Here is a 26,501-nt window from a genome sequence, read left to right as displayed (position 1 = left end):
GGAACCTGTTGGATTACAATAAGAACATAACAGAGCGCAGACCGACAAGGCTATCTTGAACGCTTGCCAATGAGGGCTCTCGAAAGGCTTTAACTAACCTTTCGGAGCCCTTTTTTGATTCCCTTTTGATTCAGAATGGTAGGTGAAGTGTATGTATTGGCTGCTCGTGTTCAACCCCAATGAAATCTTCGATTTTCAAGTCCTTGACTTTGACCGCAACGAGGAAGTTGTTTATCGAACCATGTATGACTACGTGAATACGGGCATTTATCCGCAGAAAAAGATGATCATCTTGCAAGCACCATCATCGGCAGCTGCCTTACATTTAGCAGCGAAGAACCGTAGTTTATATCGTGGTAACAAGTGAGAATAAAGTTAGGCCAATTTCCTTACGGTTACTCTCGTCTCATAATAGGGGGCTCCGGAACCGACGTCACTGACCAGATCTAGCGTGAGCACGTTGGCGCTGCTTCCGCTTTGCAGCCACTTCCCCCGTGGAAAGACAATCGTGTCTCTGCGCTGCCGCTCGTCGAAGTGGACCCGGGCCTTCGTCTTTCCTACGGAGCTGGTAATCTCCACAATATCCGATTCTGCAATTCCCCATTTCGATGCTTCCGAGGGATGCATCCTGATCAGTGTCAGTTCTGATTGGTCCTCTGGGGTCAATTCGGAACAGAGCCACTCGAAAGGGGAGACTGACAGCAGGTGATAGGGATAGATAGTGATACTGTCAACATCCCTATTCTCGGCAGAAATCAAGCTTTCTTTTACCGAATCGGTAATGGGTAATCCACTATGAACAGGACTGGTATGTTTTTCAGGCAGTGTAAAATCCGTCATAAACCGGAATTTGCCGGAAGGTGTAGGAAAGATGCGGTCTTGGTAAGGGACGAGCGGCGCCCCCGGCATACGTACATAACCTGACCACAAGTCTTCCATGGTGACGCCTTGTGACAGCGTCGGCGCCAGCAACAATGACAGCCATTGCTCGGGGGTTCGATCGAAGTCTTTGGCAAAGGGAAAGCGTGATGCCAAAGCCCGGAACATCTCGAAATCGGATTTACACTCGCCCAACGGGTCGATCGCCCGGTTAACCGGCCCGATGTAGTTATGACCATAGCTGGCGACGATATCCTGTTCCTCCAAAAAGGTCGTACTCGGCAGGAAGATATGGGCCTGCTTCGCCGTATCGTCCAGAAAGTGACCGGAAACGACGACAAAGGGCGTCTTCGCAAAGGCTTCCGCTACCTTGTTGGCATTCGGCGCCATGCAGACGGGATTACCGGCTGTAACGAAGATCATCTCGATCGGGGGAGCTTGGGCGTCAAGAATCTCCTGACCGATGCGAGGCATCAGGAAGCGCCGGCGATTTGGATGGAGATGATCACCCGTCCAAGAGAGATCATAGGGCGCATACTCTTCAAAGCCTTGGCTGATACCACCGCCAGGTACGCCGATGATGCCGGCGATGGCACCGAGCCCGTCAATCGCACGGATCCCATGATGAGCATGGACCCAGCGGTGCAGTCCCCATCCAAGCAAAATCGCCGCCGGGAACTGGTCGATCAAAACCTGGGCGAGCAATTCGATCTGATCTACCGGAACATCACAGCGAGCCGCCAATTCATCGACGGTGAAACAGTCTAAAATCTGATGAAACGCTTCAAATCCTTCGCTGCACTCAGTGAGAAAAGTGCGATTCGCCTTCCCTAGATCGAGAATTCGTTTCGCCGCAGCCATAGCTAAGAAGGCGTCAGTTCCCGGGGCCGGTTGGATGTGGTGATCACAATGCTTTCGGGTCTCCGAAGTAACGGGGTCGATCAGGATGACTGTGCCACCAGCTTTTTGGATCCAGGCCATGATGGGAAGCAGATAGGGGTTCGTCGCCGCCGGATTTCGCCCCCAGAGAATCATGGACCGGCTATTCTGGTGGTCGAGGGGATCGTGAGAGATGCGCTCACCGAAGTCCAAATTTTGCGATGCCTGGCCAGTTCCGCCGCATAAGGTACCGCGAGTACCGGTGACTCCGCCGAAGAGATTAAAAAAGCGCTCATTGAGAAGTTTTAAGGCGGTACGTTGAGCAAAACCACGGTAATACAAAAGGGCTTCCGCCCCGTGACGGGATTTGATATCGTTCATTCGCCAAGCGATCTCATCAAGCGCCTCATCCCAGGAGATGCGACGCCACCGATCGCCTTCCCGTCGAAGGGGACTCGTCACCCGTTCGGGGCTGTAGGCTCGTTCAATGAATTTAGCGCATTTGTGGCAGCCTTGACTGCTGATCGGATGGGCGCGGTTGCCGAGCAAGGAGCGGACCCGGCCATTCTCCACCTTGGCAATAAGCCCGCAAGCATTCGGGCAATCGCGGGTACAAGTCGTGATGATTTCGCGGGTGGACATAACATTCCTCCTCTCCCTTCCTCCGTTGCTTTTTTTCGCATATTCGCTACCTATGAACGTTTCCCTCTATGTGACAAGCGATAGAAGGGAATTCCCTTATTCGCTTGACGGATCATTTGTAATTCCTTATGATAAGGGAAAAATAATCGATTTAAAACGAGGTAGAGTCTCATTGGCGAGATCGTCTGTTCGAAAGACTGGGAAGTCATAGAACAATCGGTCTCGCCTTGTTGTTTCCAACCGGGATGGTGAAGGGAGACGATGGCATGCGTATCGCTTTTGCGACGGATAATCAAAAGGAGATCGACGCCCATTTTGGTCAAGCAGAAGCATTCGCCATCTTCGAGGTAACCCCGCATGGATATGAGAGTCGGGGTATCGCATGTCCTCAAGAACTACAGTCTTCTGAAACCGATAAGATCGTTGCCCGTCTGGAAGTCCTGCAAGGCTGCACCTTGGTCTATTGCACCGATATCGGCGGCCCGGCGGCGGCCCGATTAATCCAAGAAAAAATGCATCCTTTGAAAGTCGAAGCTGGCACTCCTTTTGAATATGAATTGCAACGCTTGCAAAAGGCTTTAGCCGGGAATCTTCCACCATGGCTGTGCAAAATCGTACATAGGTCAGATAATCGCAGGTAACTGATTGGGAAAGAAAGGTGATGAACCTGATGGGGAAGGAGGATAGGGAATACAGCAATCAAGAGATCCCTCAGGTATCGGTTATCGCCTTTCGGACTTGTCCAATCTGCCGGAAGAAACATAGCCAAAAAGTATGTGAGCAGATTTCTGAGGCAGATTTGATGCATACCGATGCCATGCTGGTTGGCAAATGGTTGTATCCCATTCCAAAACTAACTTGTTGTGACGGTGCGATTGAGGCTACCCATGCCAAGCTGGTGTGGACCATTCCGCAACCGGGCGAATCTGTACCCTTTCGAATCGGCTCGAAAGATATTCCTGCCGTTTCTGAAAAGACCAGCCTCTATGGCGAGATCATATCGCCCAGGCGGTTGGCGGAACTGCAAAACCTATGGATCGCTCAAGAATGTCTATGGCTAGAGCAAAAGGAGGACTACGTCAAGCACAGCTTGGCCTTTTTTCACGCTTGCTGGCCTCAACCGGCAAAAGAGATGGATCCTTGGCAACTGGTTGATCTGTTAGACGAACTGAACATGCTGCCGGAAGATCTAAAAAACCTCACGAGAGACAAGTCCGTCCGGACGCGACCCCGGGGCGATAAGAAGCGTTACATGGTGGTTAAGCGAATCAAAGAGTATGTGATTCGCGAGTTTCCCAAATCGCAGTTAGACCTGTTTTTTTATCACACCGTCGATAGAATCATCTATTTTTCGCTGCTTCCCGGGATCTATTCGGGAAAATGGGATGTGTTCACTCACGAGAAAAGCCTGGGGCAAACCCTGCTGTCCTTCCTGCTGCTTACCTTTCCACTGATCGATCCATTGCGCTATTTACGTACCGAAGCGACGGTTGCCTTGCTCTCCGGTGCTGAGGGGAATCACGAATCAGAACTGAGGCGGTACGTAAAGCTAGTCAAAAAACAACTGGGTGAAAAGGAAGCCTCACTGCAGCGGGTAACGGTAGAACTACAGCAAACACGGGAGCGAACGGCCTTACTGGAGAGAAAGCTGTATGAAGCTAAAGAAGAGGTACGGAAGCTGCAAGAGCAATTAGTGGCCCTGCGAAAGGAAGTCTCGGAAACTGACTATATCCGAAAAATTAAGAATTTAAAGGGCTTGATCGACGATCTGCAATCGGAAATCAACCGATATCAAACCGAACAAAAAAAGAATTCACTGGCGAATTCCGCATCGAATCTACTGGTGAATCGGTCAGACGAACTATCCGATGTCATGTATATGGGGCAAAGACGTGCTGAACAACCACTCCAAATAGACGTTCTGAAAGGAAAGACTGTCGGAATCTTTGGGGCGGTTCGAGACCATGGCGAACGGGAAAAGTTACCTATCCGGATTCTTTGTCAGGATGGGGAAAAGCAAGCTGAATGCAAGAGGATTCTGCCTCAGTGTGATGCCATCGTGGTGTTAACCCAGCATATCGCTCACGGGACCATGTGGATGATCAAAGAATATGCCGCGATGACAAGTAAACCGCTGATATTCTCACGCCACACAAGCATTCCGCTCATCTTGCAGCAGTTGTCTCAAGTGTTGCCGAGAGAAAATGCTAACACATTATTTTCCCCTGAGGACAGAGGCTGAACGACCTCAGTTCGTTCCATTTCTCATGCCATCTCATGTAAAGAAGTGCACTTTCAGTACCTAAAAAGTAAATACGTTGATTTAGATTATGAAAGGAGAACTCTCTCATGACAGGTAAGCTATATGGAATTGGCGTTGGCCCTGGCGATCCGGAGTTACTGACGGTAAAAGCCGCATTGGCTTTAGGCAAGGCCGATGTCATCATCGCCCCTTATTCCAAGAAAAAAGGAACCCGTTGTTCTGCCTTGGGGATCGTCGGAGAATACATCCGAAAAGATGCGGAAATATGTGATTTGCCGATTCCGAGAGCGCAAGACGAAGAAAAATTAGCGGAAGCCTGTAGGCAGATCGCCAATCTGTTAGAAGAGGGAAAGAATGTCGCTTTTATCGCCCGAGGCGATTCGATGCTGTACAGCAAATATGTTCCCATCTTTGAACGGTTATCAAAGCAAAAATACGAAATCGTCAACATACCGGGAATTATCTCTTTCTCTGCCATCAGCTGCGCGGCTGGATTTCCCATCGCTGACGGCGACGAGGCGGTGACGATTATTCCTGTGAATGATAGCTGTGACAATATTGAACCATCGTTGGCCTCAGCAGATACAATCATATTATTGAAAGTACATAAAAATCTCGATCGTATCATAGACCTCTTAGCGATCTACGGTTTCAAAGAACAGGCCGTACTGGTCGGGCGCTGCGGGCTACCTGGGGAAATCATCGAAAAGGACCTGGAGAAGATGAGAGGCAAGACGCTGACCTACTTGTCGACGATCATCGCCAGAAGGCAGCCAAGTTCGGATTAACTTAAGTCACTATAAAGTGAACCGATTAAAAAAACCGCTCTGGGACTAAAGACGTTAGTCTCAGAGCGGTTTTTTCGTGATCAACTGCCATGCTTATTATTCCATGAACAACAGGTCAGGAACGTTTTATTTGAGAGAACGTCTTGACTTGTTTTATGTTATGTTTTATCATCTTGGTAACGAAAGTTAAACAGTGTTGAGTTGTGTTAAATCACATTTTATTATCTTTCGTTTTACTTACATCATCATTAACGATAAACGTAGAATCTCAGTGACGAGATTGTTCCGCGTGAACAGGAGGTCACTGAGATTTTTTTTACGAAGGAGGCAATTGAAATTTTTTTACAAAACACAAGAAGAGGATATTTTATATTAAAATGGAAGGGGAAAAACATATGCCTTTGCAAAGAGTGAGTCCTACTGAAGAATTGACTTCTTCCATTGAATATCCCAATGATCTAAAGTACAAACTGGACGAAAGAGAAGACTGGTTTTTTTTAGGACTTTGTTTTTTAGAGGGAATCGGAGTGGCCAAGGAAGCTGTCCTGGCGGCTGAACTATTTAAAAAGGCCGCGGAACGAGAACATTCCGGCGGCCAGTACGAACTAGGTGTCTGTTATTGTATGGGAAGGGGAATCGCCCAGGATGGGGAAGAGGCGTTAAGATGGTTTGTGCGTTCCGCAGACCAAGGATATGCCAAGGCACAACACAACCTAGGTGTACGTTATAGCATCGGCAAAGGGGTACCGCAAAATGCTGCCCAGGCAGCCCAGTGGTTTTTGAAGGCAGCCAAGCAAGGGCATGCCCTTTCCCAGTTTAAGCTGGCAGTGATGTATGCGCTAGGCTGGGGAGTTTCTAACGATCCAGAACAGGCCTCCGTTTGGTTTCATTGCTCCGGGGAATTCGGTGCTCGCGAAGCCGCTGTTTCAATTAATTCTATTCTGCAGGAAACGAACGATAGGGCCCTATGGTTTCAAGAGGCCCTCAAAAATGGATACACAGGAAGGGAATTCGTTCGCTAGTTACAGTTCTTCGACGATTTCTCCCATCTGTTCGATGCTGTAACCGCCCATGGTGGACACGCGATCTCGAAAGTCTTTCGAACGGAGCACATCCATGAGCGCCCGGAATCGAGCATCGTTGGCGTCGTTTTTCCGAATGATTAAATCGTAATGCTCCCTTTGCAAGGGGATGAAATCAAGGTTTTGGAACAGGGTGGTCACTTTTTCGATGCCTAAACCGACGTCGGCTCGTCCGGCCGATACGGCGCCGGCGACGGCCATATGGGAGAGTTCCTCCTGTTCATATCCTTGAATCATACGGCTGTCGATATTTAAACGGCGGAGCTGCTCGTCGAGAAGAACGCGAGCCCCGCATCCTCGCTCCCGGCTTACCATGGTGATATCGGCACGGGCAAGATCGTTCCAACCTTGAATCCCTTTCGGATTTCCCGATGGGACGTAAAAACCAGCCATTCGCGATACGAAACGGATAACGACCGTGCGGACGCCCGGTACGAGGCGTCGAACATAAGGGACATTGTACATACCAGTATCGCCGTCCCAGAGATGAGCTGTAGCCAGGTGAACACGGCCGCGATAGAGCGCAAGCAATCCATCCATACTTCCCGCATGATACCGCAGTGACTGAACGCCCGGCGAGTAGAGTTCCAGGTATCGACTTAACAAATCGAGGACCACATCTTGCCCGCAGATGATGAAGTTCTGAGCGTTATTGTTTGAGTCGCCGTAGCAGTGGGCGCCCCGGATCTCCAGTTCCGGTTGCGCCGCAGGATAAGTGGCAGTCGGAACAGGGCCGAGAAGGGGATGCTCTACTTCCGCTGCGCTGCCCTGTTTGCCACGATTTTTATAGTCATTCACGTCTTTCAGATCGACACGAAGTTTTCGACCCACACGGTAAGCAGGTAAATCGCCCCGTTTTATCATTTCATAAACGGTATTTTTACGTATTTTCAGTATTTCAGCGACTTCTTCAGGCGTTAACGATGCATTTTCGGTCATATCAATTCTCCCTTTGCATCTTACTAAGAAGAAAAACGGGACATTCCTGTTTGATTCCATTATAAATGAAGACGGAGTCGATGAGTAACTGCCGTCAAATTAATTTTTGAGGTGAAAATCATGATGTATATTGCCGAAGAGACGATTGAGAAGTTAATTCGGGAAGACGTCCCCTATATAGACCTGACCTCATTGGTCCTTGGAATCGACCATCAAGAGGGAGTGATGAGGTACTCAACTCGAGAAGAAGCTGTTCTTTGCGGCACCGAAGAGGCGCAGAGAATTCTTCTCAAATTGGGATGTCAAGTACGGTCCTTCGTCGCTTCCGGAGCCATCGTCCAACCGGGGGATACGGTCCTAGAAGCGATCGGGCCTGCCGGGCGGTTGCACATGGCCTGGAAAGTGACGGCCAATCTCCTGGAATACTGCTCGGGTGTAGCGACGAGAACAAAGAGGTTGATCGACTTGGCTCGGATGGTAAACCCCCATATCCAGGTCGTCACGACTCGAAAAAGTGTTCCCGGTGCTAAAGACACCTCGGTGAAAGGGATGATCGCCGGCGGCGGACTCCCTCATCGGTTGGGATTGTCGGAAACGATCCTCGTCTTCAAACAGCATTTAAACTTCATCGGAGGGATAGAGGGTCTGTTGATGAAATTAGATGACATGAAAAGACGATGTTGCGAAAAGAAAATCCTCGTCGAAGTGGAAAGCCTCGATGAGGCCCTCCGTCTGAGTGCAGCCGGCGTCGACGGAATCCAGTTCGATAAGTTTTCACTAGAAAAGCTGCAGCAGGCCGTCGATGAGATTCGAAAGATCAATCCACAGGTGACGCTTATCGGCACCGGCGGAATTAATGAGAAGAATGTAGCCCAGTATGCGAGTACGGGGATTGATGTGATCAACACGTCATCGGTTTTCTTCGGAAAGCCCATAGATATGGCTGTCACTATCCATGAGCGATAAAGAAAAAACGAAAATAGAATAGCTTTCATGATCTTCCATGATCGCTATCATGAATAAGCCCCGCCGGATCGGCGGGGTTTTTGGTACCCGAAAGTCATTCGCTTTATTTTATTTACCGTTCCTCATCCATGAAAAATAGGTCCTTGGTGTCGATTTCAAGCTGTAAAGGTTGAGCTTCCTTTTGTAAAAACTCCCACTCTTTCTTCGAAAGTTCCACTTGAAGAGTCGAGGAAGAAGCAGAAGTGGTAGGTCCTTTTACCGTCACCCGGATCGTTACGCGATGGGGAGACTCAATGGTTTGAACGATACGGCAGGGAAAGGTGTTCTGACGATGATCCTCTGCAGGCTCTGTGACTAAGCGAAGATGGTTAGCTCGAATGCCTGCGTGTTTCCAGTTGGGAGAGACGAGATGGTCTAATGTCAATAGACATCCCCAATCCAAGGCTTCTACCTGATGAGTTCCGGCGATGCGGATAGGTGATGTATTTTTACACCCTGTCAACTGGGCGACGGTGACGGTGGGCGGATGGGAAAAAATCCGTTTCTTTTCATCCAAGGCGATCTGTTTTCCTCTGGAAAGGACGAGGAGATGATTACAGACCCGATAGGCTTCTTCCAAATTATGAGTCACAAAGAGCGTAACGCCGGAATATTGCCTTAACGTATCGAGGAGCACCGTTTCCATTTGCGTGCGCAAGTGATGATCGAGCGCGGAAAATGGTTCATCGAGCAAAAGCACTTCCGGTTCAGTCGACAAGGCCCGGGCAAAGGCGACGCGCTGCAGTTGGCCGCCAGAGAGCTGATGAGGGAACCGGTTTTCGAGATCATGAAGTTGAAACTGATCGATGCTTCTGGCAACCCTCTGTATTTGCTCTTCTTGAGAGAGTCCCAACAGGCGAAGACCGAACAAGATATTTTCAGCTACCGACATGTGGGGGAAAACTGCGTAATCCTGAAAAAGGTATCCTATTTTTCGTTCCCGGCTCGGCAGGTTAATCCCTTGCTCAGAATCAAAGAGGATCCTTCCATTTAGGCTGATTCGACCTCGGTCCGGAGTCACCAGGCCGGCGATACAGCGGAGAATCATCGATTTCCCGGCGCCGGAACCACCAAGCAGGCCGAGTGGTTCTCGGCCTGCTGTAAAGTTTACTTGGAGATGGAAGCCGGGAAATCGCTTTTCGATGTGGACCTGTAGTTCCACTGAAATTGCCTCCTTATGCGAAACCGGGTAACCAAGGTGGATTGAAACTGGTTCCAATGGTTGAGAGTCACGATGAATCCCAGAGACAAGGTGACGATGATCAACACCCAGAGGAGCGCTTTTCCCATCTCCCCGCCTTCGGCGGCAAAGAAAATCGCTACCGGGATCGTTTGGGTAACCCCGGGAATGTTTCCGGCCAGCATCAGCGTGGCCCCGAATTCACCGAGAGCTCTGGCGAAAGAGAGGATCGTTCCAGCCACGATGCCCGGCCAAGCCAAGGGGACCGTGATCTGCCAAAAGACAGTCCATTCATCGGCACCAAGAGTTCGAGCCGCATGGAGGTAATTCGGATTTACTTGTTCAAAGGCGCCGCGGGCGGTTTTATACATCAGGGGAAACGATACGGTGGTGGCGGCGATGACCGTCGCCGCCCAAGAGAAAATGATGGAGTAATCGAAAGCTTGTAAAAGCTGACCGAACGGACCGTTTTTCCCGAAGAACATCAACAAGAAAAATCCGATGACCGTCGGGGGAAGGACCAGAGGGAGGGTCAGGATGCCATCGATGATGCCTTTACCAGGGCCTTGGTACTTGATCATCCCATAAGCAGCAGCGATGCCTACAAAGAAGGTGATCAATGTGGAGATAGAAGCCGTCTTTACGGAGATCCAAATCGGCATGGGATCCATGGTCATTCTGCCATCCCTCCTCGTAGTAGAAATGGTTGTCCTGTTATTTAGTGTGAACGGTAAAGCCGTATTTCTCAAACACCGCTTTGGCTTGCTCTCCTTGCAAGAACTGGGCGTAATCATTCGCCGCAGCCTGGTTCTTACTGGCCTTTACCACAGCCAGGGGGTAGAGGATGGGAGAGTGGGAGCCTTGAGGCGCTTTGGCTATGGTTTTCACTTTATCTGATGTTTTGGCATCGGTTTCATAAACGATACCGGCTTCCGTATTCCCTGACTCCACATAAGTAAGGACTTGACGAACATCTTTGGCAAATACACTCTTCGACTTTACCGCTTCAGCTATGTTGAGTTTCGTCAATACTTCTTGAGCGTACTGACCGGCAGGGACGCTCTGCGGTTCGCCGAGAGCCAGCTTTTTCACCTTTGTTCCAGCTAAGTCGGTAAAATCGCTAAGCGACGAATCTTTAGGAGCCACGAGGACGACTTCATTTTCTAAGAGGTCTATTCGGGAAGAGGCGTCGATCAGGTCTTTCGTTTGCAAATCATTCATCTGCTTGGAAGCGGCGGAAATAAAGAGGTCAACAGGGGCACCTTCCTCGATTTGCCGCTGTAAGGAACCAGAGGCACCAAAGTTATATGTAATGGTAACGTTCGGTTTTGCTTGTGTGTACATCACTTGTAGTTCGGTCATGGCATCTTTTAAGCTGGCGGCGGCAGAGATGGTTAGAGAGACCGGTTTGTTGGCAGTGGTTTTCGAAGTGCTTTGCTGGCTGCCGTTGCATCCCGTGAGAAAGAGGGCCAGACCGAGCAAAAAGCTGATCCCCCAGAGTATGCTTCCTCTTTTCATCTTGAAAACCTCCTCAAAATAAACGTAGGTTTATTAGATTTTATATGAAAATAAAACATCCCAACGGGATCTGTCCTTTTGCTGCGCAAAGGTACATCTCCACATTGAGATGTCGTCTAACGAAACGAGATATAACGTTATATTAAGTGTATAAATGAACTCTTGTGATGTCAAGAGGGAAGGGAAGTTTAATTTATTTGATGATCGGCTTTATCGTTTTGTTTATTTATGATGACTCTAGTTGGTGTTATATAGTCTCGTCATGAATTGTCTTGTTACGAATGGTTCTGTTCTTAGGAGCCTGTTCACGGCAGTTCAATAACAAAAGGCCAAGCGATTGCAGTTTCAGCAATGCGCTTGGCCTTTAGTTTAATCGAGGTTAGATATGTATGCTGTAACACAAATTGACTAATCCACGAATAGCGTCGCGAATAAAGAAATTACTTATTCTTCGACTCCATAAACTTATCCTTCAGCAACTTCCCAATCCGGTTGTTCGCATTATGGGCGTCGATAAAATAGATAGTGGTACTCCCGCGATAGGCCAAGCTGTCACCAAACAAAGCGTATTCGAGAGAGGTCCGAATTAAGTTCACCGAACAGTCGTCGTCATGATTGTCACGGCAGTCTTTGCATTGCTGAAGGACGAGTGACAGCGATTCGATCAGTTCATCTTCATGATAGGTTTTCAAGTCTTGTTTCGGGATCATGGAACAGCCCTGTGGGATTGTGAATACATTTTTGTTCATCGCATAATCGGCGACTTTCTTCGAGAAGAAGACAAGGCAGCGGTTTTTCTCACAACCCGTGCAAATTTCCCCGTTTAAGCAGAGATGTTCGAGATTTTGACGGATGCCATGGAAATCATAGTCATTCTGTGCGTTCATCGGCTATACTCCTTGATTGGCGAAATCTAATCATTGAGAAAATCAAAGAAATCGTTCGATGGCTCTTCTTTCGGTAACTCACCTTCCGGTAATACAAAGGGATCAATTCCGACACGTTTTATAGTGGAGCAGATCCGTTCAGCAGGTTCACCGAGGCTTCTATACACTTTCAGAAGGTGATCCAATACGACAAAAACGGCATCGCTTGATATGCTGGAGTACATTTTTTGACCGTGTTGAGGCCGACGACTGCCTCCACGACCGCCGATGTACACGTCATAGGTATCAGGTCCGGTTGCGATCAAGCCGAAATCTGCACAGAGGGGGTCGGTACATCCCCGATGACATCCGGCTACACTAATTTTAAAATCGTGAGGGGTCGGTTGGTTCATAAATTTCTTCTGAATTTCGACGGCCAGACCGTGAGCTTCACTTAGGCTGCGCATACAAAGAGAACTATTGCCGGCACAGCCTTTGACATTGCGAACAATATCACCAAAACTGCCGATATCCAGTCCGAGAGCAGTGACCCCGGCGGCAAATCGCTCTAAGGCTTCTTCTGGTATGAGTACGATAAGGGTTTGGCGGGTCGTGAGTTTGCTTCCGAGCGCCCCGACCTCCGGTAAGAGTTTACTTAATCCACCAAGTTGTTCTGGTGTGATTAAACCACAAGGCGTAACGATACCGACGCCGAATACGCCGTTTCGCTGTTTGAATATGGCTTTACCCAATTGGCCTCGCCTCCGCTCAAAGTCTACATAAAAAAACTGTTCCGGGATGGGATGCACAACAAAGATAAGCAAAAAATATTTTAATAATTATAGTATGAGTAGAAGAAAGGGGGCAAGAGAATCATCACCATTTCGATTAAATACTGATATAGAAAAAATTGAAAACCCCCTCTTCATCTGATGAAAAGATGGAGAGGGGGTTTTGTTAATAGGTTTAGATGGGCAACGGCGAGTTAAGCGTAGTAAATCAATTTAAGAAGGAAAAGGCTTTTTTGACAAGTGAGAATTGACGTTCGATTTCCTTAAGCACGGCAGAGCTACTTTCAAGCTGGTCGTTCTTAGCCATCATCTCCAGGTCACGGCAGAGTTTATAGAGATCCATGGCACCGACAGCGGCACTGGCTGATTTTAATCCGTGAGCGACGGAGCGAACCTGGAAAGCGTTGTTGCTTTCTATCGCTTCTTGCAGCGCAGCTAAGCGGGAAGGTGTATCTTGAAAATAAGCCGTATAGAGCTCACGAATCTTTTCTTCGGTGGACTCCTGTAACTCCGCGTTGATGCTCATCGCCTCCGGATCGATAGAAGGTCTTAGCGATAATTCCCTATCACCGTTTCCAAGGGAAAGCCAGTAGACGACGGTTTCACGTAATGTTTTCAGCGTCATCGGTTTTGTCAGAAAATCATCGACGCCGCTTTCGGCACGTTGTCTCCAGTCGGGTTCCTCACCGGAAATGATAACGATCCGAGAACGCCAAGTTAATTCATTCTCCCACTGACGAATCGCTGCGGCTGCTTGAATTCCATCAAGAACAGGCATACGGTTATCCATCAAGATCAGAGCATATCGTGATTGTTGGACCGCTTCTACAGCTTTTTGTCCGTTTGTCACCTCATAGAGGTTCGTAAAACCCATCGTCTCCAGTTGCATGCGCAGGACGAGTCGATTGGGCCGGTGGTCATCGACGATCAGAATGGGCTTGGATAGATAGGATTTTTCAATACGCCATGGGCCCGTCTCCATCATTTTGGAGGGAGAGGCTATTGTACTGGATTCGGAAGTAACGGCTGCAGAGAGAACATTGCTTCTATCGCAGGCAGCTTCAACTGCCCCATTCAACGCCTCTATGGACAGGAGTCTATCGACTGATGTATCTAATTCAGGCGATGGAGGCTCTTCCGTAAGCGGTATCGTAAACCAGAAGGTTGAGCCCACATTTGGGGTGCTTTGAACCCCAATATGTCCGCCCATGAGTTCCACCAAGTGTTTGCAAATCGATAGGCCTAAACCGGTTCCGCCGTACTGGCGGCTGATCGAACTATCGGCCTGCACAAATGGTTGAAATAACTTGTCCTGTACATCGGGGGAAATGCCAATTCCCGTATCGTGGACTTCGAAACGCAGCATCTTACCTGTATCGACAGATTCTTCGAGGCAGATATGCAGCGAAATCGTTCCTGCTTCGGTGAATTTAACGGCATTGTTCAATAGATTCAGTAGAACTTGCTTCAATCGTAAGGGATCACCTTGCACCACCGAGGGGATATGGATATCTGCCATGCATTGAAAAGTTAATCCTCGCTCGTTGATTTTAGGGGTGACAAGCTGGGATATAGCCTGCAAAAGGTCATTTAGATTGATTTTCGTTGTTTCTATAAGAATTTGCCCTGCTTCGATTTTGGAAAAGTCCAAGATGTCATTCATGATATTCGTCATCAACTCGGCTGAATCGCGAATGATGAAGGCTTGTTGCCGCTGCATGTCAGTTAAGGGAGTGGTCAACAAAAGCTCTGTCGTGCCAACGATCCCTTGCATAGGGGTGCGGATCTCATGAGTAATGGTGGAGAAAAAGTCGGATTTTATCTTATTTGCTTCTTCCGCTGCATTGCGAGCTTGTTCAAGTCGTTGAACCATGGAAAATATGGATGCCAGCCAAGCTACGAGTACGACGGCGACGATGACGATCCCAGTGCCGATTCGCACCGATTGGGCGTGAAGGGTGTATTGTAGATTACGGTCATTATAGACGAGTTCGATGATGCGAGAGTTGTAATAGTCCGGTTTTTTCTCCCCGTTAAAGGCAATGAAGGGAATATACCGGTAGGTTAAAGAACTCTGACTCTCTGGATCCCATCGAGTATATTCGACGGTTTTATTCGATAATATCGCTTCTTTTGCCATATCCATATAGGCCGGTCCCTTTGGTACGGGTGCCGAATCAGCGGAATAGTGGGATAGGGTACCTCGAATTTGGCTGTCTACTTGCAGGGAGTAAATTGTAGCCGATGTGACGGAGGGGTAATTCTGAACGGCATTCCGTGCTAAATGAACCAGATCGAGATCTTGCATCATATCGGTATATTTCGAAGCTTTAACACCGAGTTCAAATAAGTATTTATGATCCGGCGTGGGCATATAGCCGAACTTGCGAGTTTCCTTTTTTACGATAGAGATGATAAACCGGTCGCTGGTGAATTCGTTCTTACCAAGCCGATCTTGCAACATCTGAATAAATCTAGACGATTGTTTCTGCTTGAAGTTCAAATGCAAATCGCTGGGAACGGTCGTGTGCACAACGGTAAAGTTGTTATCGATGATATAGATATCAAAATCATCGAACTGACGTTTCAAAGCTTCCAAATCCCATTGCAACACATTGGGGTCGCGGTTGTACTTTTTAATCATCGCTTCGCTATAGAGTTTCATTTTTTCTTCAACGGAGGCTTCAATGATCTGGTAGGCTTTATCAGCATTAGCCGTTAAGGTCATGATATTTTTTTCGATCAGTTCCTGTTGGTACTTACGTTCTTCGTATAAGGTATCCTGTAACTCAACATAAAAATAGTACGAAATAAGGCACTGCAACGTGATAGCCAGTAACCCGATACCGATTAACCACTTTATTTGCACCGAACTTCTTATTGCAGTCAAATTAGGTTTAAACAAAGAATCACCCTCTTAAGGTACACTGTCTGAACTTGGTACATTCTGGCATACCAATGCCTACATCTTTCGACAAAAGACAGGTAATTTCCTCTCAAATTCTAAAAATTACGAATTCCATCGGACCGATTTAGTTATTTATTTCTCCTGAGAGGCATATTCGGAGGCTTTAATTTATGCTATGGTGATAATGGGTGCATATAAATATTAATATAGAAAACGTCCATTGAACTGAGGTGAATCAATCGCATGACGAACCGCTCCGTCGAATTCGTTGTACAAGCTGGGCGAACCTTGCTCGAAGCCGGGGCGGAAGTGTACCGGGTGGAAGATACGGTGCAAAAGATGGGTGATGCCCTAGGTATTCAACTTCTCGAAAGTTATGTAACGCCAGCAGGGGTATTTATCAGTTATATCGATAGTGCTGGCTCGCCGGGCACCTTTTTTCGTAAGGCTGCGAAGCGAGGCGTCAATTTAAGCAAGATTTCTGCTATCAATAACTTATCGCGGCAAGTGGCTCAAAAAGAGGTTGAACTGGACGAAGCCTTTACGATCCTCGGACAGATTGAATCGGCAGGGCCAACCTATTCGACCCTGATCAAGATCAGTTGCGGTGCCGTCAACGCAGCAGCGATTACCGTGATAAACGGCGGCAGTTGGCAGGACTTTTGGATTGCCTTCATGGTTACTCACCTGGTATACCTGTTGATTGACGCCACAAGGATACTTTCCATTCCCTTTTTGCGGGAACTGCTTATTGGGTCTGTCGGCACGGCGTTGGTGCTGGCGACTCGCACAGTGATCGATTTTGACATCAACACCGTTATCGTCGGTGTCCTGCTCTCGGCGATCCCCGGCGCTTTTATGGTAAATTCCGTCCGTGATGTCATCGCCGGTGACCTGATATCGGGGGCTATTCGCGGATTTGAAGCGGTGGGACTGATGGTGGCTCTCTTCGGGGGTGCAGGGATTACGATCGGCATTGTAGGCCTGGAGTACCTGCCACAGCCCGTAGAACCGGTGACACCAATCATCGCCCTTGGATTTTTTGTATCGGCCTTGTTCAATATATATAATCAAGCACCGAAACGGACGGTCCTCGGGGCGGGATCGGTGGGCCTGTTAAGTTCATTCGTCCTTTACTGGACGATGCAAAGTCCCTTTTCCATCATATTGGGGATGTTGTGGGGAGCGATGGCTGCCTCCATAGCTAGCGAAATCCTCGCGCGCATCTACCGTGTGCCGGTGACCGTGTTTATCATCGGGGGCTTTGTTCCCTTGCTTCCGGGGGTTTGGTTCTTCCGGGCTACCCAGTTTTTGTTTACAGGCAACTATCCCTTGTTCTTTGAACCGCTCTTGATGGGTGTGACGGGGATTATGGCAGTGGGAGTCGGTGTCGCTGTGGTGACAGCGATCGTGCGTCATTGGAAGCGGAAGCATCAGGATATTTTACTTGATGAGCGCTTTTTTCGCCGGAAGCATAAAGGCAGTAGGCAAGCAAAAATGTGACCTATAATTGGGATAGTATTAACGTAAGGAATTAACGTAAGGAGCAATGACAGGTGGACTTATCGCTACATAAAGACGCTGTAAAAAAGGATCTGAGCCGCTACGGACTGTTGCTGTTCGATCTGGACGGTACGCTGACAGACCCGAAAATCGGCATTACCAAGAGTGTTCAGTATGCGCTGCGAAAGTACGGAATCGTCGAAGAGAATCTGGACAACCTGGTCAAATTCATCGGACCACCGCTGATTGATTCTTTTATGGAGTTCGCCCATTTCGATGAAGCGACAGCCCGGCAGGCCGTAGAGTACTACCGGGAGTATTTCTCTGTGTATGGGCTCTATGAAAACGCCCTGTTTCCACAGATACCGGAACTGCTTGCAGGGCTGAAACAGTCCGGAAAGGAACTTCTTGTGGCCACGTCCAAGCCGACGGTCTTCGCAGAAAAGATTTTGGAACACTTCCACATCGGCGTGTATTTCTCGGCCGTCATTGGAAGCAACCTTGACGGGACGCGTTGTGCCAAAGACGAGGTGATCGAATACGCCTTGTCTATCGCCGGGCAGGGAAACGATTCCTCTGTCTATGCAAAAGGTGGAGGCCGTCCTTTTGGAAACGCACTGATGATCGGTGACCGCAAGCATGATATCATCGGGGCACAGAAAAACAATATTGACTCTGTAGCGGTTACCTACGGCTACGGATCTCTGGAGGAACTAGAAAAAGCAAAACCGACCTACATGGTTCATTCGGTCGATGAATTGATAGCTTGTTTCCTGCGAGCTAATGTGTAGACCGCAAATGTCCGATCGTAGCCGCCGTGACCTTGGCGGCTTTTTCGTTTGTATTGGCATAGATCTTGCATATCTATCAAGGCGAGGTGAGTAACATGCAATTTGTTCGTTATCTCCAATGTGTCCATTGCGGCGGAATCTATCTACCTGGCGTCGTGGACTATTACTGCCCGAAATGCGGTTACCAGCATGGAATCCTGGACGTAATTTATGACTATGACGCCGTGGAAGCGAATCTGAATCCTCAAAGTCTTGCTGCCGATCCAGTCCGCACCATGTGGCGATATCTGCCCTTGTTACCGGTGGCGAATCCAGAATTGATCCCTCATCTGCAAGTCGGCTGGACACCCTTGTATAACACACCGAAACTGGCTGAATGGCTCGGGGTGGAGCAATGCTGGGTCAAAGATGAAGGTCGCAACCCGACGGCCTCCTTCAAGGATCGCGCCAGCGCCGTCGGTGTCGTCAAAGCGCTGGAGAAAGGTGCCACTCGAATCACTTGTGCATCGACAGGAAATGCAGCGTCTTCATTGGCCGGTTTTTCGGCCGCTGCCGGGTTGCCGGCGAGCATTTTCGTGCCTCGCCGTGCACCGGAGGCGAAAGTAGCCCAACTGCTCGTCTTTGGCGCTCAAGTTTTTTCGGTCGGCGGTACTTATGATCAGGCTTGGGAGCTGTGCATGCTAGCCAGTGCTGAGTTTGGCTGGTATAATCGAAATTGCGCGATCAATCCCTATCTCATCGAAGGCAAAAAGACGGTCTCCCTGGAATTAGCCGAGCAATTCTATGAGTTGACGCCTGGTAAGTTCCCCGACTGGGTTGTTGTGTCTGTCGGTGACGGCTGCACGATCGGCGGTGTCTGGAAAGGGTTAAAGGAGATGCACCGCCTTGGCTTCATCCCCCGGCTACCGAAAGTACTCGGAGTCCAAGCGGAGGGATGCCAGCCTTTCCTGACGGCATGGCGGAACCATCAGCCCTTGCAGCCCTGTGACGCCGATACGTTGGCCGATTCCATCGCCGTCGGCCATCCCCGCAACTTCCACAAAGGGATGCAGGCGGTGGTGGAGTCCGGAGGGGCTTTTGTCGCCGTTCCCGATGAAGCCATTTTGGAAGCGATGACGACGCTGGCTCGCAAAGCGGCAGTCTTCGGCGAACCGGCTGGGGTCACTGGTGCAGCAGGAGTGAAAGCGGCCGTACAATCGGGGATCATCGACCCGGCCGAATCGGTAGCCATCATCGTGACCGGAAATGGCCTCAAGGACATCGCCAGTGCCATCAAAGCTGCCGGTGCGCCTACCTTGATCGAGCCGGATCTGGAAGCGGTTCGCAAGGCCCTATAAATCTCTATACCACAATAAGTTCCGTACCTCATAGGTTTATAAATAAGTACAGACGAGAAATGGAGGACGATCAAATGCCTCAAATCCCTTTTGGTCCGAACTATGATGAAATGCTGCATCCAGAGACGATTCCAACAGAAGTGCGGGAGAAAGCGCTGGCGGCGCTGAATCAGGATGAACTCAACCCCGTCAACCTCTTCAACATCACCTGGAAAAACAGCACGAATCAAGTAAGAAAAGTGGTGCTTCCGCCGGCCTTGACCGGTGTTGACGCCAACATCGTCGTCATGTTCGGTTGCGGTTTTCCTTCCGGTTCACACAAAGTCGGTCCGGCCTACAGCACACTGATTGAAGGGCTTGTCAACGGGGAGATCGTTCCGGGTGAACATACGATTCTCGGGCCGTCGACGGGGAACTTCGGTATCGGCACAGCCTACATATCGCGGCTCCTCGGTTTCAAGGCTATCGTCATCATGCCGGACAACATGAGCAAAGAGCGCTATGAGCGGATCCGTAAGTACGGTGGCGAGTTGGAGCTGACGCCGGGCTCGGAGTCCGATGTGATCCTGACGCTGGAACGGACCCACGAGATGATGAAAAACCCGAAAAACAAGGCCCTGGCCCAGTTTGAACTTTTCCCCAACTACCGTTTCCATCGCCATGTGACCGGCAACAGCGCTATCGACGCTGTGAAAGGGGTAGGCAACGGCCGGATCGCCGGGTTTGTGTCAGCACCTGGTTCTGCTGGTACGATCGCCGCCGGAGATCAGATTAAGACGGTCTTCCCCGATGCGAAAATAGCCGCACTAGAACCGTACGAATGCTCTACGCTGGCTAACGGCGGCCGGGGGCAGCACCGGATCGAAGGCATCGGTGACAAGATGATCACCTTGATCCATAACGTCCTGACGACAGACTTTGTCATTCTCATCCGGGACGAAGAGACTGTGCAAGGCCTGAAGCTTTTCCGGGACGGTGTGGACACGCTCGTCAGCCTTGGCATGGACCGCGATTTCGCCCTTGCTTTGCGAGACAGTTTCGGGCCTTCCGGGATCTGTAACGTCCTCGGCGCCATCAAAATGGCCAAGTTCCTACGCTTAGGACCGGGAGATAACGTGGTCACTGTGGCCACCGATGGATTTGATCGCTATCAGTCTGTCCTTGAGGAACTGGACCATCGTTACCTCGAGATAGAACCCTTCGTCTTGGAACGCTGGGCAAAAGATATCTTCCTGGGAGCAGATGACCGCCACATCTTCGATTTCCGCAAACCTGCTATGAAGGAACAACTCTTCACACAAAAAGAAAAAGACTGGCTCAAATTCGGCTATTCCCAGGCTTTTCTCGATGCCATGCGGGAACCGGCCTTTTGGGAAGCAGAGTACGCCAAAGTGGTCTTGTACAACGAAAAGATTGCAGCGATGCGGGGATAACGGGACCGGACTGCCCGCATAAAATATATGATCGTAAGAACGGAAGAAGGCCAAACCTCCAGATTGGGGTTAGGCCTTCTTCTATTATTAGGTGGGACTGGGGCGGAAGTTGACTCTTTTTACTACGGCCCTAAGGCATAGGTGGAGCCAGTGCGGTTACTCTATCAAAGAGAATCAAAGTGAGGAGAGAGGATTAGTTCATGGCAAAGCTCTACCCCTATATTTATTCGGACGATGCGAAATACCAAGCTGAGTTCTATGTGAAGGCCCTAGACGGCGAGATCATCATGCTTAAAACGTTTGCCGAACTACCCCAGCAAAATGCGAAGATGGAACTGATCAAAGATAAGGTAATGCACCTTCGATTGAAAGTAGCCGGGCAAATCTTTTTTATGTCTGACTCCGTCAATGAGCCGGTTCGGCGAGGAAACGGCTTGGATTTAACGTTAGAGTTTGAAAGGGAGGAAGAGGCACGAAAAGCCTTTGAGGGACTTGCTGACGGAGGAACGGTGCTCATGCCCTTTGCGAAGCAATTTTGGGGAAGCATGTCTGGTATGGTGGTAGACCCGTTCGGCATTCGCTGGCAGATCGCCACAGAACTCTAATCGTTTTGCCCGAAAAAAGCCGTGTATTCGGCTTAAACATAGTTCTAAATCCGGGTGTAATGACCCCACTCGCTAAGAGCTCCACGGCTGTTCGCTCGGTTGCTACGCAGGTGCGCCAAACCTCTGGGTTTTTCTGCATGTAAACCGTGGCGCACTTATCCGCTTCGCAACTTTCGCTCTCGACGCCGTTCCGCTCAAATCGCTCGCTCCGTCATCACACCCAAGGATTAGCCATTAAAAGCGATGGAATTAAACTCGAAAAAAATCCCCCGGATAACCGGGGGATAGATGAATCAAAGGGTATTAATCGGCTAATTTATCCATCCGCTCCCACAACCGCTGGGCCGCCTTGCGGGCTTTTTCGTAGATGGGTTGAATATCCATGGGGAACTCCCGGTTTTCCAGCACGACCTTACCGTTGATGATGACGGTCTTCACGTCCCGCGAATCCATGCCGAAGGCGATGTGGCCGCCGATGTTTTCCGGTGCGAGCGGTGTCGGTGAGGCATAGTCGACGATCGTCAGATCGGCCTTGTATCCCTTGGCGACCTTACCGAAGCAGCCGCCGAAATAGCGTTGCAACAGGTCGTTGCCGTTATAGAGATACTTGAGGAAACTATCGGGCCAGAGAGGACCGCCGGCATCACGGTGCTTGAAGAAGGCGAACTTGAACTCCTCGAACATGTCGCTGCCGATTCCGTCGGTGCCGAGAGCGAAGTTTTTGTACTGGGGGATTTTGTGGTTGTATCCCACGTGGTTGTTCATGTTGGAGCGGGCATTGTGGGCTAGATAAGCATCATGATCGTTGATGATCGCTACGTCGGTATCGGAGAGGTGCACGCCGTGGACGAGCAGTGCCTTCTCGTTGATCAGTCCCGCATCATATAAGCGGGGAATGATATCTTTGCCGTATTTGTGGTGGGAGTGGGAGACGTCATAGCGGTCTTCTGCGACGTGGACGTGAATCCCTCGACCGGTTTCTTTGACGGCTTCGGCCATCAGCCGGAGGGCCTCATCAGGCATGGTCACCGGTGCGTGGCCGCCGATCATGGCCTCTACGAGATGGTTGCCTTTGCTCGCTTGCTTGTCTGCTTCACAGAGCTTGGCGAAATCGACGTTTTCCTGAACGCCTGCCTCCACTTCAGTGAGGCCGCCGTTGCGGTCTGTCGTCTCGTAACAGGTGATCCCGCGTAGGCCAGTCTCTTCAAAGCCCTGTTTCAGCACCTTCAGGGAACCTCCGATGAAGTTCGGTGAGGCGTGGTGGTCGATGACGGCGGTGGTACCGCAGCGGATGGCTTCGAAAGAGCAGACAAGGCCGCTGTAATAGAGGATCTCTTCGTCGATCGCCCGGTCCAGACGCCACCAGAGGTTCTGCAGGACTGAGATAAAGTCCGGGCTCGGCTTGATGCGGGCCATGATGCCCCGGGACAAGCCCGAATAAAAATGGTTGTGGCTGCAGACGATACCCGGCATCAGCATAGCGCCTTTTAGGTCAATCACCCGGTCGGCTACATACTTGCCTGAGAGATTTTCTCCCACTTCCATGATTTCCGTTCCGTAGATGTATACGTCCAAACCCGTTCGGACGCTGGGCGGCTGAAACTCGACGATGGTTGCGTTCGTTAACAAAAGCATGGGGAAGTACCTCCTGCTACTCGTCTACATGCCCGAAGAGGGACGGCCGGTTTTGGTACAGTTTCGCGAAGAGTCGGGACAGCTTGCTCCATTCTCCATCGCAGCCATCGGCGGTGAAAGTGCCGTCCGCCAGGGCGAAGGTGCGCACTTCTCCGTTCAGCCGAACATGGATTTGCTCCCCTTCGACAAAGAAGCCGGGGTTACGGCTTTCCTCAAAATCATTTCGCATGCTGAACAAGGTGGGTTTATCGGTATAAGGGCGCCCTTCCCAGGGGCAGAAGCTGGCGCAGTTGCCGCATTCATTGCAGTAAGCGTCGATGTGGACGATCTGATAGTAGTTGCGGAATCCGCCTTCGTTGCTCATCGGTACGGCCACATTGGCCCGGTTCGGGCAGACTTCCACACACTTGTTGCAGACGCTGTTGCATTCTACGCAGCGATGATATTCCTTATCGCCTACGGCGAGATTGACCTCATTGCCGGCTTCCACGGGAACGTCAGACTGGGCGGTGAGGCCTTGTTTTTTAGCGGCGATTCGCGTTACCTGCTCCGCGCTGGTCGGGGAAGGGGTAAAAGGGCTTGGCTGCCAGGCAGGATCTTCGATGCGGCAGATGGCGTCGGCGGCTTTGCGCCCGTCAGCGATACCGTTGACGATGGAGGAAGGACCCCGGTGAGCATCACCGACGAGGTAGACCCCTTGAAGGACCGTTTCGCAATTGAGCTTGTTCGTCTCGGGCGGCATCTTGTCGGAAACAGTGAGTCCCAGACGGTGTAATAAGGCGTAATCGATATCTTCGCCGATGGCGGTGATCAACGTATCGACGGGGAGAGCGCGGAATTCTTCTGTTTTTTCCGGTTTTCTACGTCCACTGCTGTCCCGTAGTCCCAGTTTCATCACCCGGCAACGGAGCGTACCGTCAGCGTCAAAGGATTCGGGATTCAAAAGAAAATGGAATTTCACCTTGTCGGCTAGGGCGAGTTCGTACTCTTCCCGGTAGGCCGGCATTTCTTTTTCGGTCCGGCGGTAGATGACTGTCGATGATTCTACACCGGGCAGTTTCAGGGCCGTACGGCTGGCGTCCATGGCCGTATTGCCAGCACCGACGACAGCTACATGCTTGCCGAGTTGCAAGGATGCCGGATCGCTGTTGTAGCGCTGCAGGAATTCCAAGGCTGAAATGATCCGAACGGAACTGGAGACCTTTTCAAGGGGGAAATCTTTTTCCGCACCGGCGCCGACGGCAACGATGACATAGGTAAATCCGTGCCCTTTCAGGGCTTCCGGCGTCAGGCTGCGGTCTGCACCAAAGTGGAATTTTACACCGTGGTCTTTGATGAATTGGATGTCACTTTCGATAGCTTCATCGCTGATTCGAAAGCGAGGGATCACATGGCGGACCGTGCCGCCGGCCGATTGACGGGGCTCAAAGACGGTCACGTCGAAGCCTTCCCGAGACAAGAAATAGGCTGAGGCGAGACCGGCGGGACCGGCGCCCATGACGGCCACTTTGGCTGCATGCTTTTTGGCCGGCACTGCCCATTTTTCGCGATACTCTGCAAAGCCTCGTTTGACGGCGATGCGCTTCATTTCCCGGATGAGGACACAGCCTTCGTAATCCATGCGGGTGCAGTGGTATTGGCAGGCATGGTCACAGATATGACCGGTGATCGATGGCAAGGCATTTTTCTCATAGATGAGCGCCAGGGCTTCGGCGTAGCGTTTTTCGCCGACAAGGCGGATGTATTCAGGGATGTCTTGGTGGATCGGACAAGCGGTTTTACAAGGCGCCTCGGCACAGTCAAAGAGCGGCAGTGGGCCCTTGATAGACGCTTTCGCCGTGCCCCGGTACTGTTTTTGCGTAAAGTCGGCTTGCAACGCTTTTTTGGCGAGGGCTGATAATTTATCCACATCGATGCGGGTCCCAGCCCAACCACCGAGGTCCTCCAGCTTTGCGGCCATGGCGGCGAGGCGCCCGTACCCGCCCGGCTTGAGCAGGTCTGTCGCCACGGTGATAGGCTTGATGCCCGTCTGGAACACATCGACGATGTTATGTTCGTTGATCCCGCCGGAGAAGGAGATGGGCATTTCACCGCTAAATTCCTTGCTGATTTTCGCGGCCAAGTTAATCGAAATCGGGAAGAGGGCCCGGCCGGACATGTACATTTCACCGCCGGGAAGGCGTCCTTTAAAGTTGACGGAACCGAGGGTGTTCGTCAGTTTAACGCCGAAGAAGCGCCCATGCTCCTGGGCCAATCGCTTCAGCCGGTGCAGCATGGGAACGGCGTCAGTATATTGTAAATCATGATCGAAGGATTCTTGGGCCAGTTCGACATAATCGAAACCGAGGTTATCTAGAACCTGGCGCACTACCGGAAAGGTGAGCAGCGTAGGATTCAGTTTGACATAGGTCTCCATTTTCTTTTCCGTGATCATGTAGGCGCAGATTTTCTCAATCTCGGCGGGTGGGCAACCATGCATCGTCGACAACGTGACAGACTTGCATACCTTCGGCGAGATTCGTTCGGGCAGCGATTGAATCTCCGGAAGTCGCCCTTCCAGACCGGTGTCGGCAAAAAAGCTATCATCTTTTATGATCGAGTCGAGTTCGTTCAAGCAGCGGATGAAGCAAGGGTGATCGGAAGCATCTCTTAGATCATCGATATACCGGTTCATCCGGGGAGAACAGATGCCTTCCATGTTGTAACCGACGCTCATATTAAAGAGGAAGGAGCGCTCATCGCTCGCCCGGAGGGCGAAGATCTCTTCAATCAGGTGCAGGGCAACCCAGGCCTTGATGTATTCTTCATAAGCTTTTTCAACGGTAAACTCAGAGGACCATTCCGTGTTGAACCCTTCGTCTTCCGCATCGATGCAGGGTTTGGCCACGGGCGGTTCTTTTTCTTGTACCGTTTTCAGTTCAATAAATCGGCTTCCCGCCAAATATGATGTAACGATGTTCTGGGCCAACTGGGTATGGGGGCCGGCAGCCGGGCCGACAGCGGTCTCACAAGGTTCTCCGAAAAAACGAACCTGTTTCGTGCCTCTTTTACAAAAAAAGCTTTCCTCAGGCAAAGAGAAAATTGATCTCTCTGCTGTATACTCCTCGAATATCCGTTGAAGCAGTTCTCGAAACGGAATCGGACGCATCATGTCTCCCAATGACATTCCCTCCTCGCGATGATCAAAGCAACAATGCCTTTGGTTATGAAAGTACTGCAAGAACTATGCCAAGTTCAAGAAACTGCAATCGTTTTCTTGTTCATCCATTATCGCATGTTTCAATTCGAAGTGGCTATTCGGAAACTAAGTAAAATCTGGGGTGCATTGATGGAGTCCTTAGCGAGCAGAGTCATGCAACCCCGAATTAGAACAATGTTAACACCGTGGAGATACGTACTTCACCCCTTTGGCGCGATTCTTGCATAAGAGAGTAAACATCAACACCCCGAGGAGGAA

The 26,501-nt window shown here is 50.2% G+C and carries 21 protein-coding genes; 11 read left to right on the top strand and 10 right to left on the bottom strand.

Annotated features, from left to right (window positions below):
- Positions 1-151: 151 nt before the first annotated feature.
- Positions 152-367, top strand: a complete 216-nt coding sequence (locus H1S01_RS11555) for a hypothetical protein (protein ID WP_188040644.1) — start codon at positions 152-154, stop codon at positions 365-367.
- Between the two features lie 8 nt (positions 368-375).
- Here H1S01_RS11555 and H1S01_RS11550 read toward each other — a convergent pair whose 3' ends face one another.
- Positions 376-2,400 (bottom strand): molybdopterin-dependent oxidoreductase, encoded by a 2,025-nt coding sequence (locus H1S01_RS11550; RefSeq protein ID WP_188040643.1) that lies wholly within the window; start codon positions 2,398-2,400, stop codon positions 376-378.
- Positions 2,401-2,666: 266 nt separating this feature from the next.
- On the opposite strand from H1S01_RS11550, the gene nifX reads away from it, so the two are divergent.
- The 4 genes from nifX to H1S01_RS11530 all read left to right on the top strand — a co-directional run bounded on the left by nifX (position 2,667) and on the right by H1S01_RS11530 (position 6,473).
- On the top strand, positions 2,667-3,041 hold the full coding sequence (gene nifX, locus H1S01_RS11545) for a nitrogen fixation protein NifX (RefSeq protein ID WP_188040642.1): 375 nt from the start codon (positions 2,667-2,669) through the stop codon (positions 3,039-3,041).
- 29 nt (positions 3,042-3,070) lie between these two features.
- Positions 3,071-4,642 (top strand): hypothetical protein, encoded by a 1,572-nt coding sequence (locus tag H1S01_RS11540; protein WP_188040641.1) that lies wholly within the window; start codon positions 3,071-3,073, stop codon positions 4,640-4,642.
- Between the two features lie 107 nt (positions 4,643-4,749).
- Positions 4,750-5,451: a precorrin-2 C(20)-methyltransferase gene (gene cobI / locus H1S01_RS11535; RefSeq protein ID WP_188040640.1), complete on the top strand. Its 702-nt coding sequence runs from the start codon at positions 4,750-4,752 to the stop codon at positions 5,449-5,451.
- A 395-nt stretch (positions 5,452-5,846) separates the two neighbouring features.
- Positions 5,847-6,473 (top strand): tetratricopeptide repeat protein, encoded by a 627-nt coding sequence (locus H1S01_RS11530; protein WP_188040639.1) that lies wholly within the window; start codon positions 5,847-5,849, stop codon positions 6,471-6,473.
- On the opposite strand, the gene H1S01_RS11525 is transcribed toward H1S01_RS11530, so the two are convergent.
- Positions 6,474-7,472, bottom strand: a complete 999-nt coding sequence (locus H1S01_RS11525) for a helix-turn-helix transcriptional regulator (RefSeq protein ID WP_188040638.1) — start codon at positions 7,470-7,472, stop codon at positions 6,474-6,476.
- 120 nt (positions 7,473-7,592) lie between these two features.
- Here H1S01_RS11525 and modD point away from each other — a divergent pair, with 120 nt between their 5' ends.
- Positions 7,593-8,438 (top strand): ModD protein, encoded by an 846-nt coding sequence (gene modD / locus H1S01_RS11520; protein WP_188040637.1) that lies wholly within the window; start codon positions 7,593-7,595, stop codon positions 8,436-8,438.
- Between the two features lie 112 nt (positions 8,439-8,550).
- On the opposite strand, the gene H1S01_RS11515 is transcribed toward modD, so the two are convergent.
- The 6 genes from H1S01_RS11515 to H1S01_RS11490 form a co-directional block, all read right to left on the bottom strand.
- Positions 8,551-9,639, bottom strand: coding sequence for an ATP-binding cassette domain-containing protein (locus H1S01_RS11515; protein ID WP_188040636.1), 1,089 nt, complete (start codon positions 9,637-9,639; stop codon positions 8,551-8,553).
- Positions 9,585-10,334, bottom strand: a complete 750-nt coding sequence (gene modB, locus H1S01_RS11510) for a molybdate ABC transporter permease subunit (protein WP_243237255.1) — start codon at positions 10,332-10,334, stop codon at positions 9,585-9,587. The genes H1S01_RS11515 and modB overlap by 55 nt, the downstream gene beginning before the upstream one ends.
- 37 nt (positions 10,335-10,371) lie before the next feature.
- Positions 10,372-11,175, bottom strand: coding sequence for a molybdate ABC transporter substrate-binding protein (modA, locus tag H1S01_RS11505; RefSeq protein ID WP_188040635.1), 804 nt, complete (start codon positions 11,173-11,175; stop codon positions 10,372-10,374).
- A 440-nt stretch (positions 11,176-11,615) separates the two neighbouring features.
- Positions 11,616-12,062 carry a hypothetical protein gene (locus H1S01_RS11500; protein ID WP_188040634.1) on the bottom strand — a complete coding sequence of 149 codons (447 nt, stop codon included), beginning with the start codon at positions 12,060-12,062 and terminating at the stop codon, positions 11,616-11,618.
- Positions 12,063-12,088: 26 nt separating this feature from the next.
- Positions 12,089-12,793 carry a nitrite reductase gene (locus tag H1S01_RS11495; protein ID WP_188040633.1) on the bottom strand — a complete coding sequence of 235 codons (705 nt, stop codon included), beginning with the start codon at positions 12,791-12,793 and terminating at the stop codon, positions 12,089-12,091.
- 247 nt (positions 12,794-13,040) lie between these two features.
- Positions 13,041-15,737 carry an ATP-binding protein gene (locus H1S01_RS11490; protein WP_188040632.1) on the bottom strand — a complete coding sequence of 899 codons (2,697 nt, stop codon included), beginning with the start codon at positions 15,735-15,737 and terminating at the stop codon, positions 13,041-13,043.
- A 246-nt stretch (positions 15,738-15,983) separates the two neighbouring features.
- Here H1S01_RS11490 and H1S01_RS11485 point away from each other — a divergent pair, with 246 nt between their 5' ends.
- The 5 genes from H1S01_RS11485 to H1S01_RS11465 all read left to right on the top strand — a co-directional run bounded on the left by H1S01_RS11485 (position 15,984) and on the right by H1S01_RS11465 (position 21,409).
- Positions 15,984-17,243, top strand: coding sequence for a threonine/serine exporter family protein (locus H1S01_RS11485; RefSeq protein ID WP_188040631.1), 1,260 nt, complete (start codon positions 15,984-15,986; stop codon positions 17,241-17,243).
- A gap of 53 nt (positions 17,244-17,296) precedes the next feature.
- Positions 17,297-18,034, top strand: coding sequence for an HAD family hydrolase (locus H1S01_RS11480; RefSeq protein ID WP_341479089.1), 738 nt, complete (start codon positions 17,297-17,299; stop codon positions 18,032-18,034).
- Between the two features lie 95 nt (positions 18,035-18,129).
- Positions 18,130-19,371, top strand: coding sequence for a threonine synthase (gene thrC / locus H1S01_RS11475; RefSeq protein WP_188040630.1), 1,242 nt, complete (start codon positions 18,130-18,132; stop codon positions 19,369-19,371).
- A 74-nt stretch (positions 19,372-19,445) separates the two neighbouring features.
- Positions 19,446-20,804 carry a PLP-dependent cysteine synthase family protein gene (locus tag H1S01_RS11470; protein WP_188040629.1) on the top strand — a complete coding sequence of 453 codons (1,359 nt, stop codon included), beginning with the start codon at positions 19,446-19,448 and terminating at the stop codon, positions 20,802-20,804.
- 200 nt (positions 20,805-21,004) lie between these two features.
- Positions 21,005-21,409, top strand: a complete 405-nt coding sequence (locus H1S01_RS11465; protein WP_188040628.1) for a VOC family protein — start codon at positions 21,005-21,007, stop codon at positions 21,407-21,409.
- Positions 21,410-21,712: 303 nt separating this feature from the next.
- On the opposite strand, the gene ssnA is transcribed toward H1S01_RS11465, so the two are convergent.
- Complete coding sequence (ssnA, locus tag H1S01_RS11460; RefSeq protein WP_188040627.1) at positions 21,713-23,044, bottom strand: putative aminohydrolase SsnA; 1,332 nt, start codon at positions 23,042-23,044, stop codon at positions 21,713-21,715.
- Between the two features lie 16 nt (positions 23,045-23,060).
- Positions 23,061-26,210: a putative selenate reductase subunit YgfK gene (gene ygfK, locus H1S01_RS11455; RefSeq protein ID WP_243237253.1), complete on the bottom strand. Its 3,150-nt coding sequence runs from the start codon at positions 26,208-26,210 to the stop codon at positions 23,061-23,063.
- Between the last annotated feature and the right edge of the window lie 291 nt (positions 26,211-26,501).

The organism is Heliobacterium chlorum, from assembly GCF_014502795.1.
Classification (GTDB): Bacteria; Bacillota; Desulfitobacteriia; order Heliobacteriales; family Heliobacteriaceae; genus Heliobacterium; species Heliobacterium chlorum.
The sequence above is the reverse complement of the archived record's forward strand: the minus strand, read 5'-3'. Positions and strand labels throughout refer to the sequence as shown.

What these genes read in the sequence shown, in the direction of transcription:
- H1S01_RS11500 (WP_188040634.1), bottom strand. Translation starts at nt 12,062, where the DNA reads ATGAACGCACAGAATGACTATGATTTCCATGGCATCCGTCAAAATCTC.
- H1S01_RS11550 (WP_188040643.1), bottom strand. Translation starts at nt 2,400, where the DNA reads ATGTCCACCCGCGAAATCATCACGACTTGTACCCGCGATTGCCCGAAT.
- H1S01_RS11540 (WP_188040641.1), top strand. Translation starts at nt 3,071, where the DNA reads ATGGGGAAGGAGGATAGGGAATACAGCAATCAAGAGATCCCTCAGGTA.
- ssnA (WP_188040627.1), bottom strand. Translation starts at nt 23,044, where the DNA reads ATGCTTTTGTTAACGAACGCAACCATCGTCGAGTTTCAGCCGCCCAGC.
- ygfK (WP_243237253.1), bottom strand. Translation starts at nt 26,210, where the DNA reads ATGTCATTGGGAGACATGATGCGTCCGATTCCGTTTCGAGAACTGCTT.
- cobI (WP_188040640.1), top strand. Translation starts at nt 4,750, where the DNA reads ATGACAGGTAAGCTATATGGAATTGGCGTTGGCCCTGGCGATCCGGAG.
- nifX (WP_188040642.1), top strand. Translation starts at nt 2,667, where the DNA reads ATGCGTATCGCTTTTGCGACGGATAATCAAAAGGAGATCGACGCCCAT.
- H1S01_RS11485 (WP_188040631.1), top strand. Translation starts at nt 15,984, where the DNA reads ATGACGAACCGCTCCGTCGAATTCGTTGTACAAGCTGGGCGAACCTTG.
- H1S01_RS11465 (WP_188040628.1), top strand. Translation starts at nt 21,005, where the DNA reads ATGGCAAAGCTCTACCCCTATATTTATTCGGACGATGCGAAATACCAA.
- H1S01_RS11470 (WP_188040629.1), top strand. Translation starts at nt 19,446, where the DNA reads ATGCCTCAAATCCCTTTTGGTCCGAACTATGATGAAATGCTGCATCCA.
- modA (WP_188040635.1), bottom strand. Translation starts at nt 11,175, where the DNA reads ATGAAAAGAGGAAGCATACTCTGGGGGATCAGCTTTTTGCTCGGTCTG.
- modD (WP_188040637.1), top strand. Translation starts at nt 7,593, where the DNA reads ATGATGTATATTGCCGAAGAGACGATTGAGAAGTTAATTCGGGAAGAC.
- H1S01_RS11525 (WP_188040638.1), bottom strand. Translation starts at nt 7,472, where the DNA reads ATGACCGAAAATGCATCGTTAACGCCTGAAGAAGTCGCTGAAATACTG.
- thrC (WP_188040630.1), top strand. Translation starts at nt 18,130, where the DNA reads ATGCAATTTGTTCGTTATCTCCAATGTGTCCATTGCGGCGGAATCTAT.
- H1S01_RS11530 (WP_188040639.1), top strand. Translation starts at nt 5,847, where the DNA reads ATGCCTTTGCAAAGAGTGAGTCCTACTGAAGAATTGACTTCTTCCATT.
- H1S01_RS11555 (WP_188040644.1), top strand. Translation starts at nt 152, where the DNA reads ATGTATTGGCTGCTCGTGTTCAACCCCAATGAAATCTTCGATTTTCAA.
- modB (WP_243237255.1), bottom strand. Translation starts at nt 10,334, where the DNA reads ATGACCATGGATCCCATGCCGATTTGGATCTCCGTAAAGACGGCTTCT.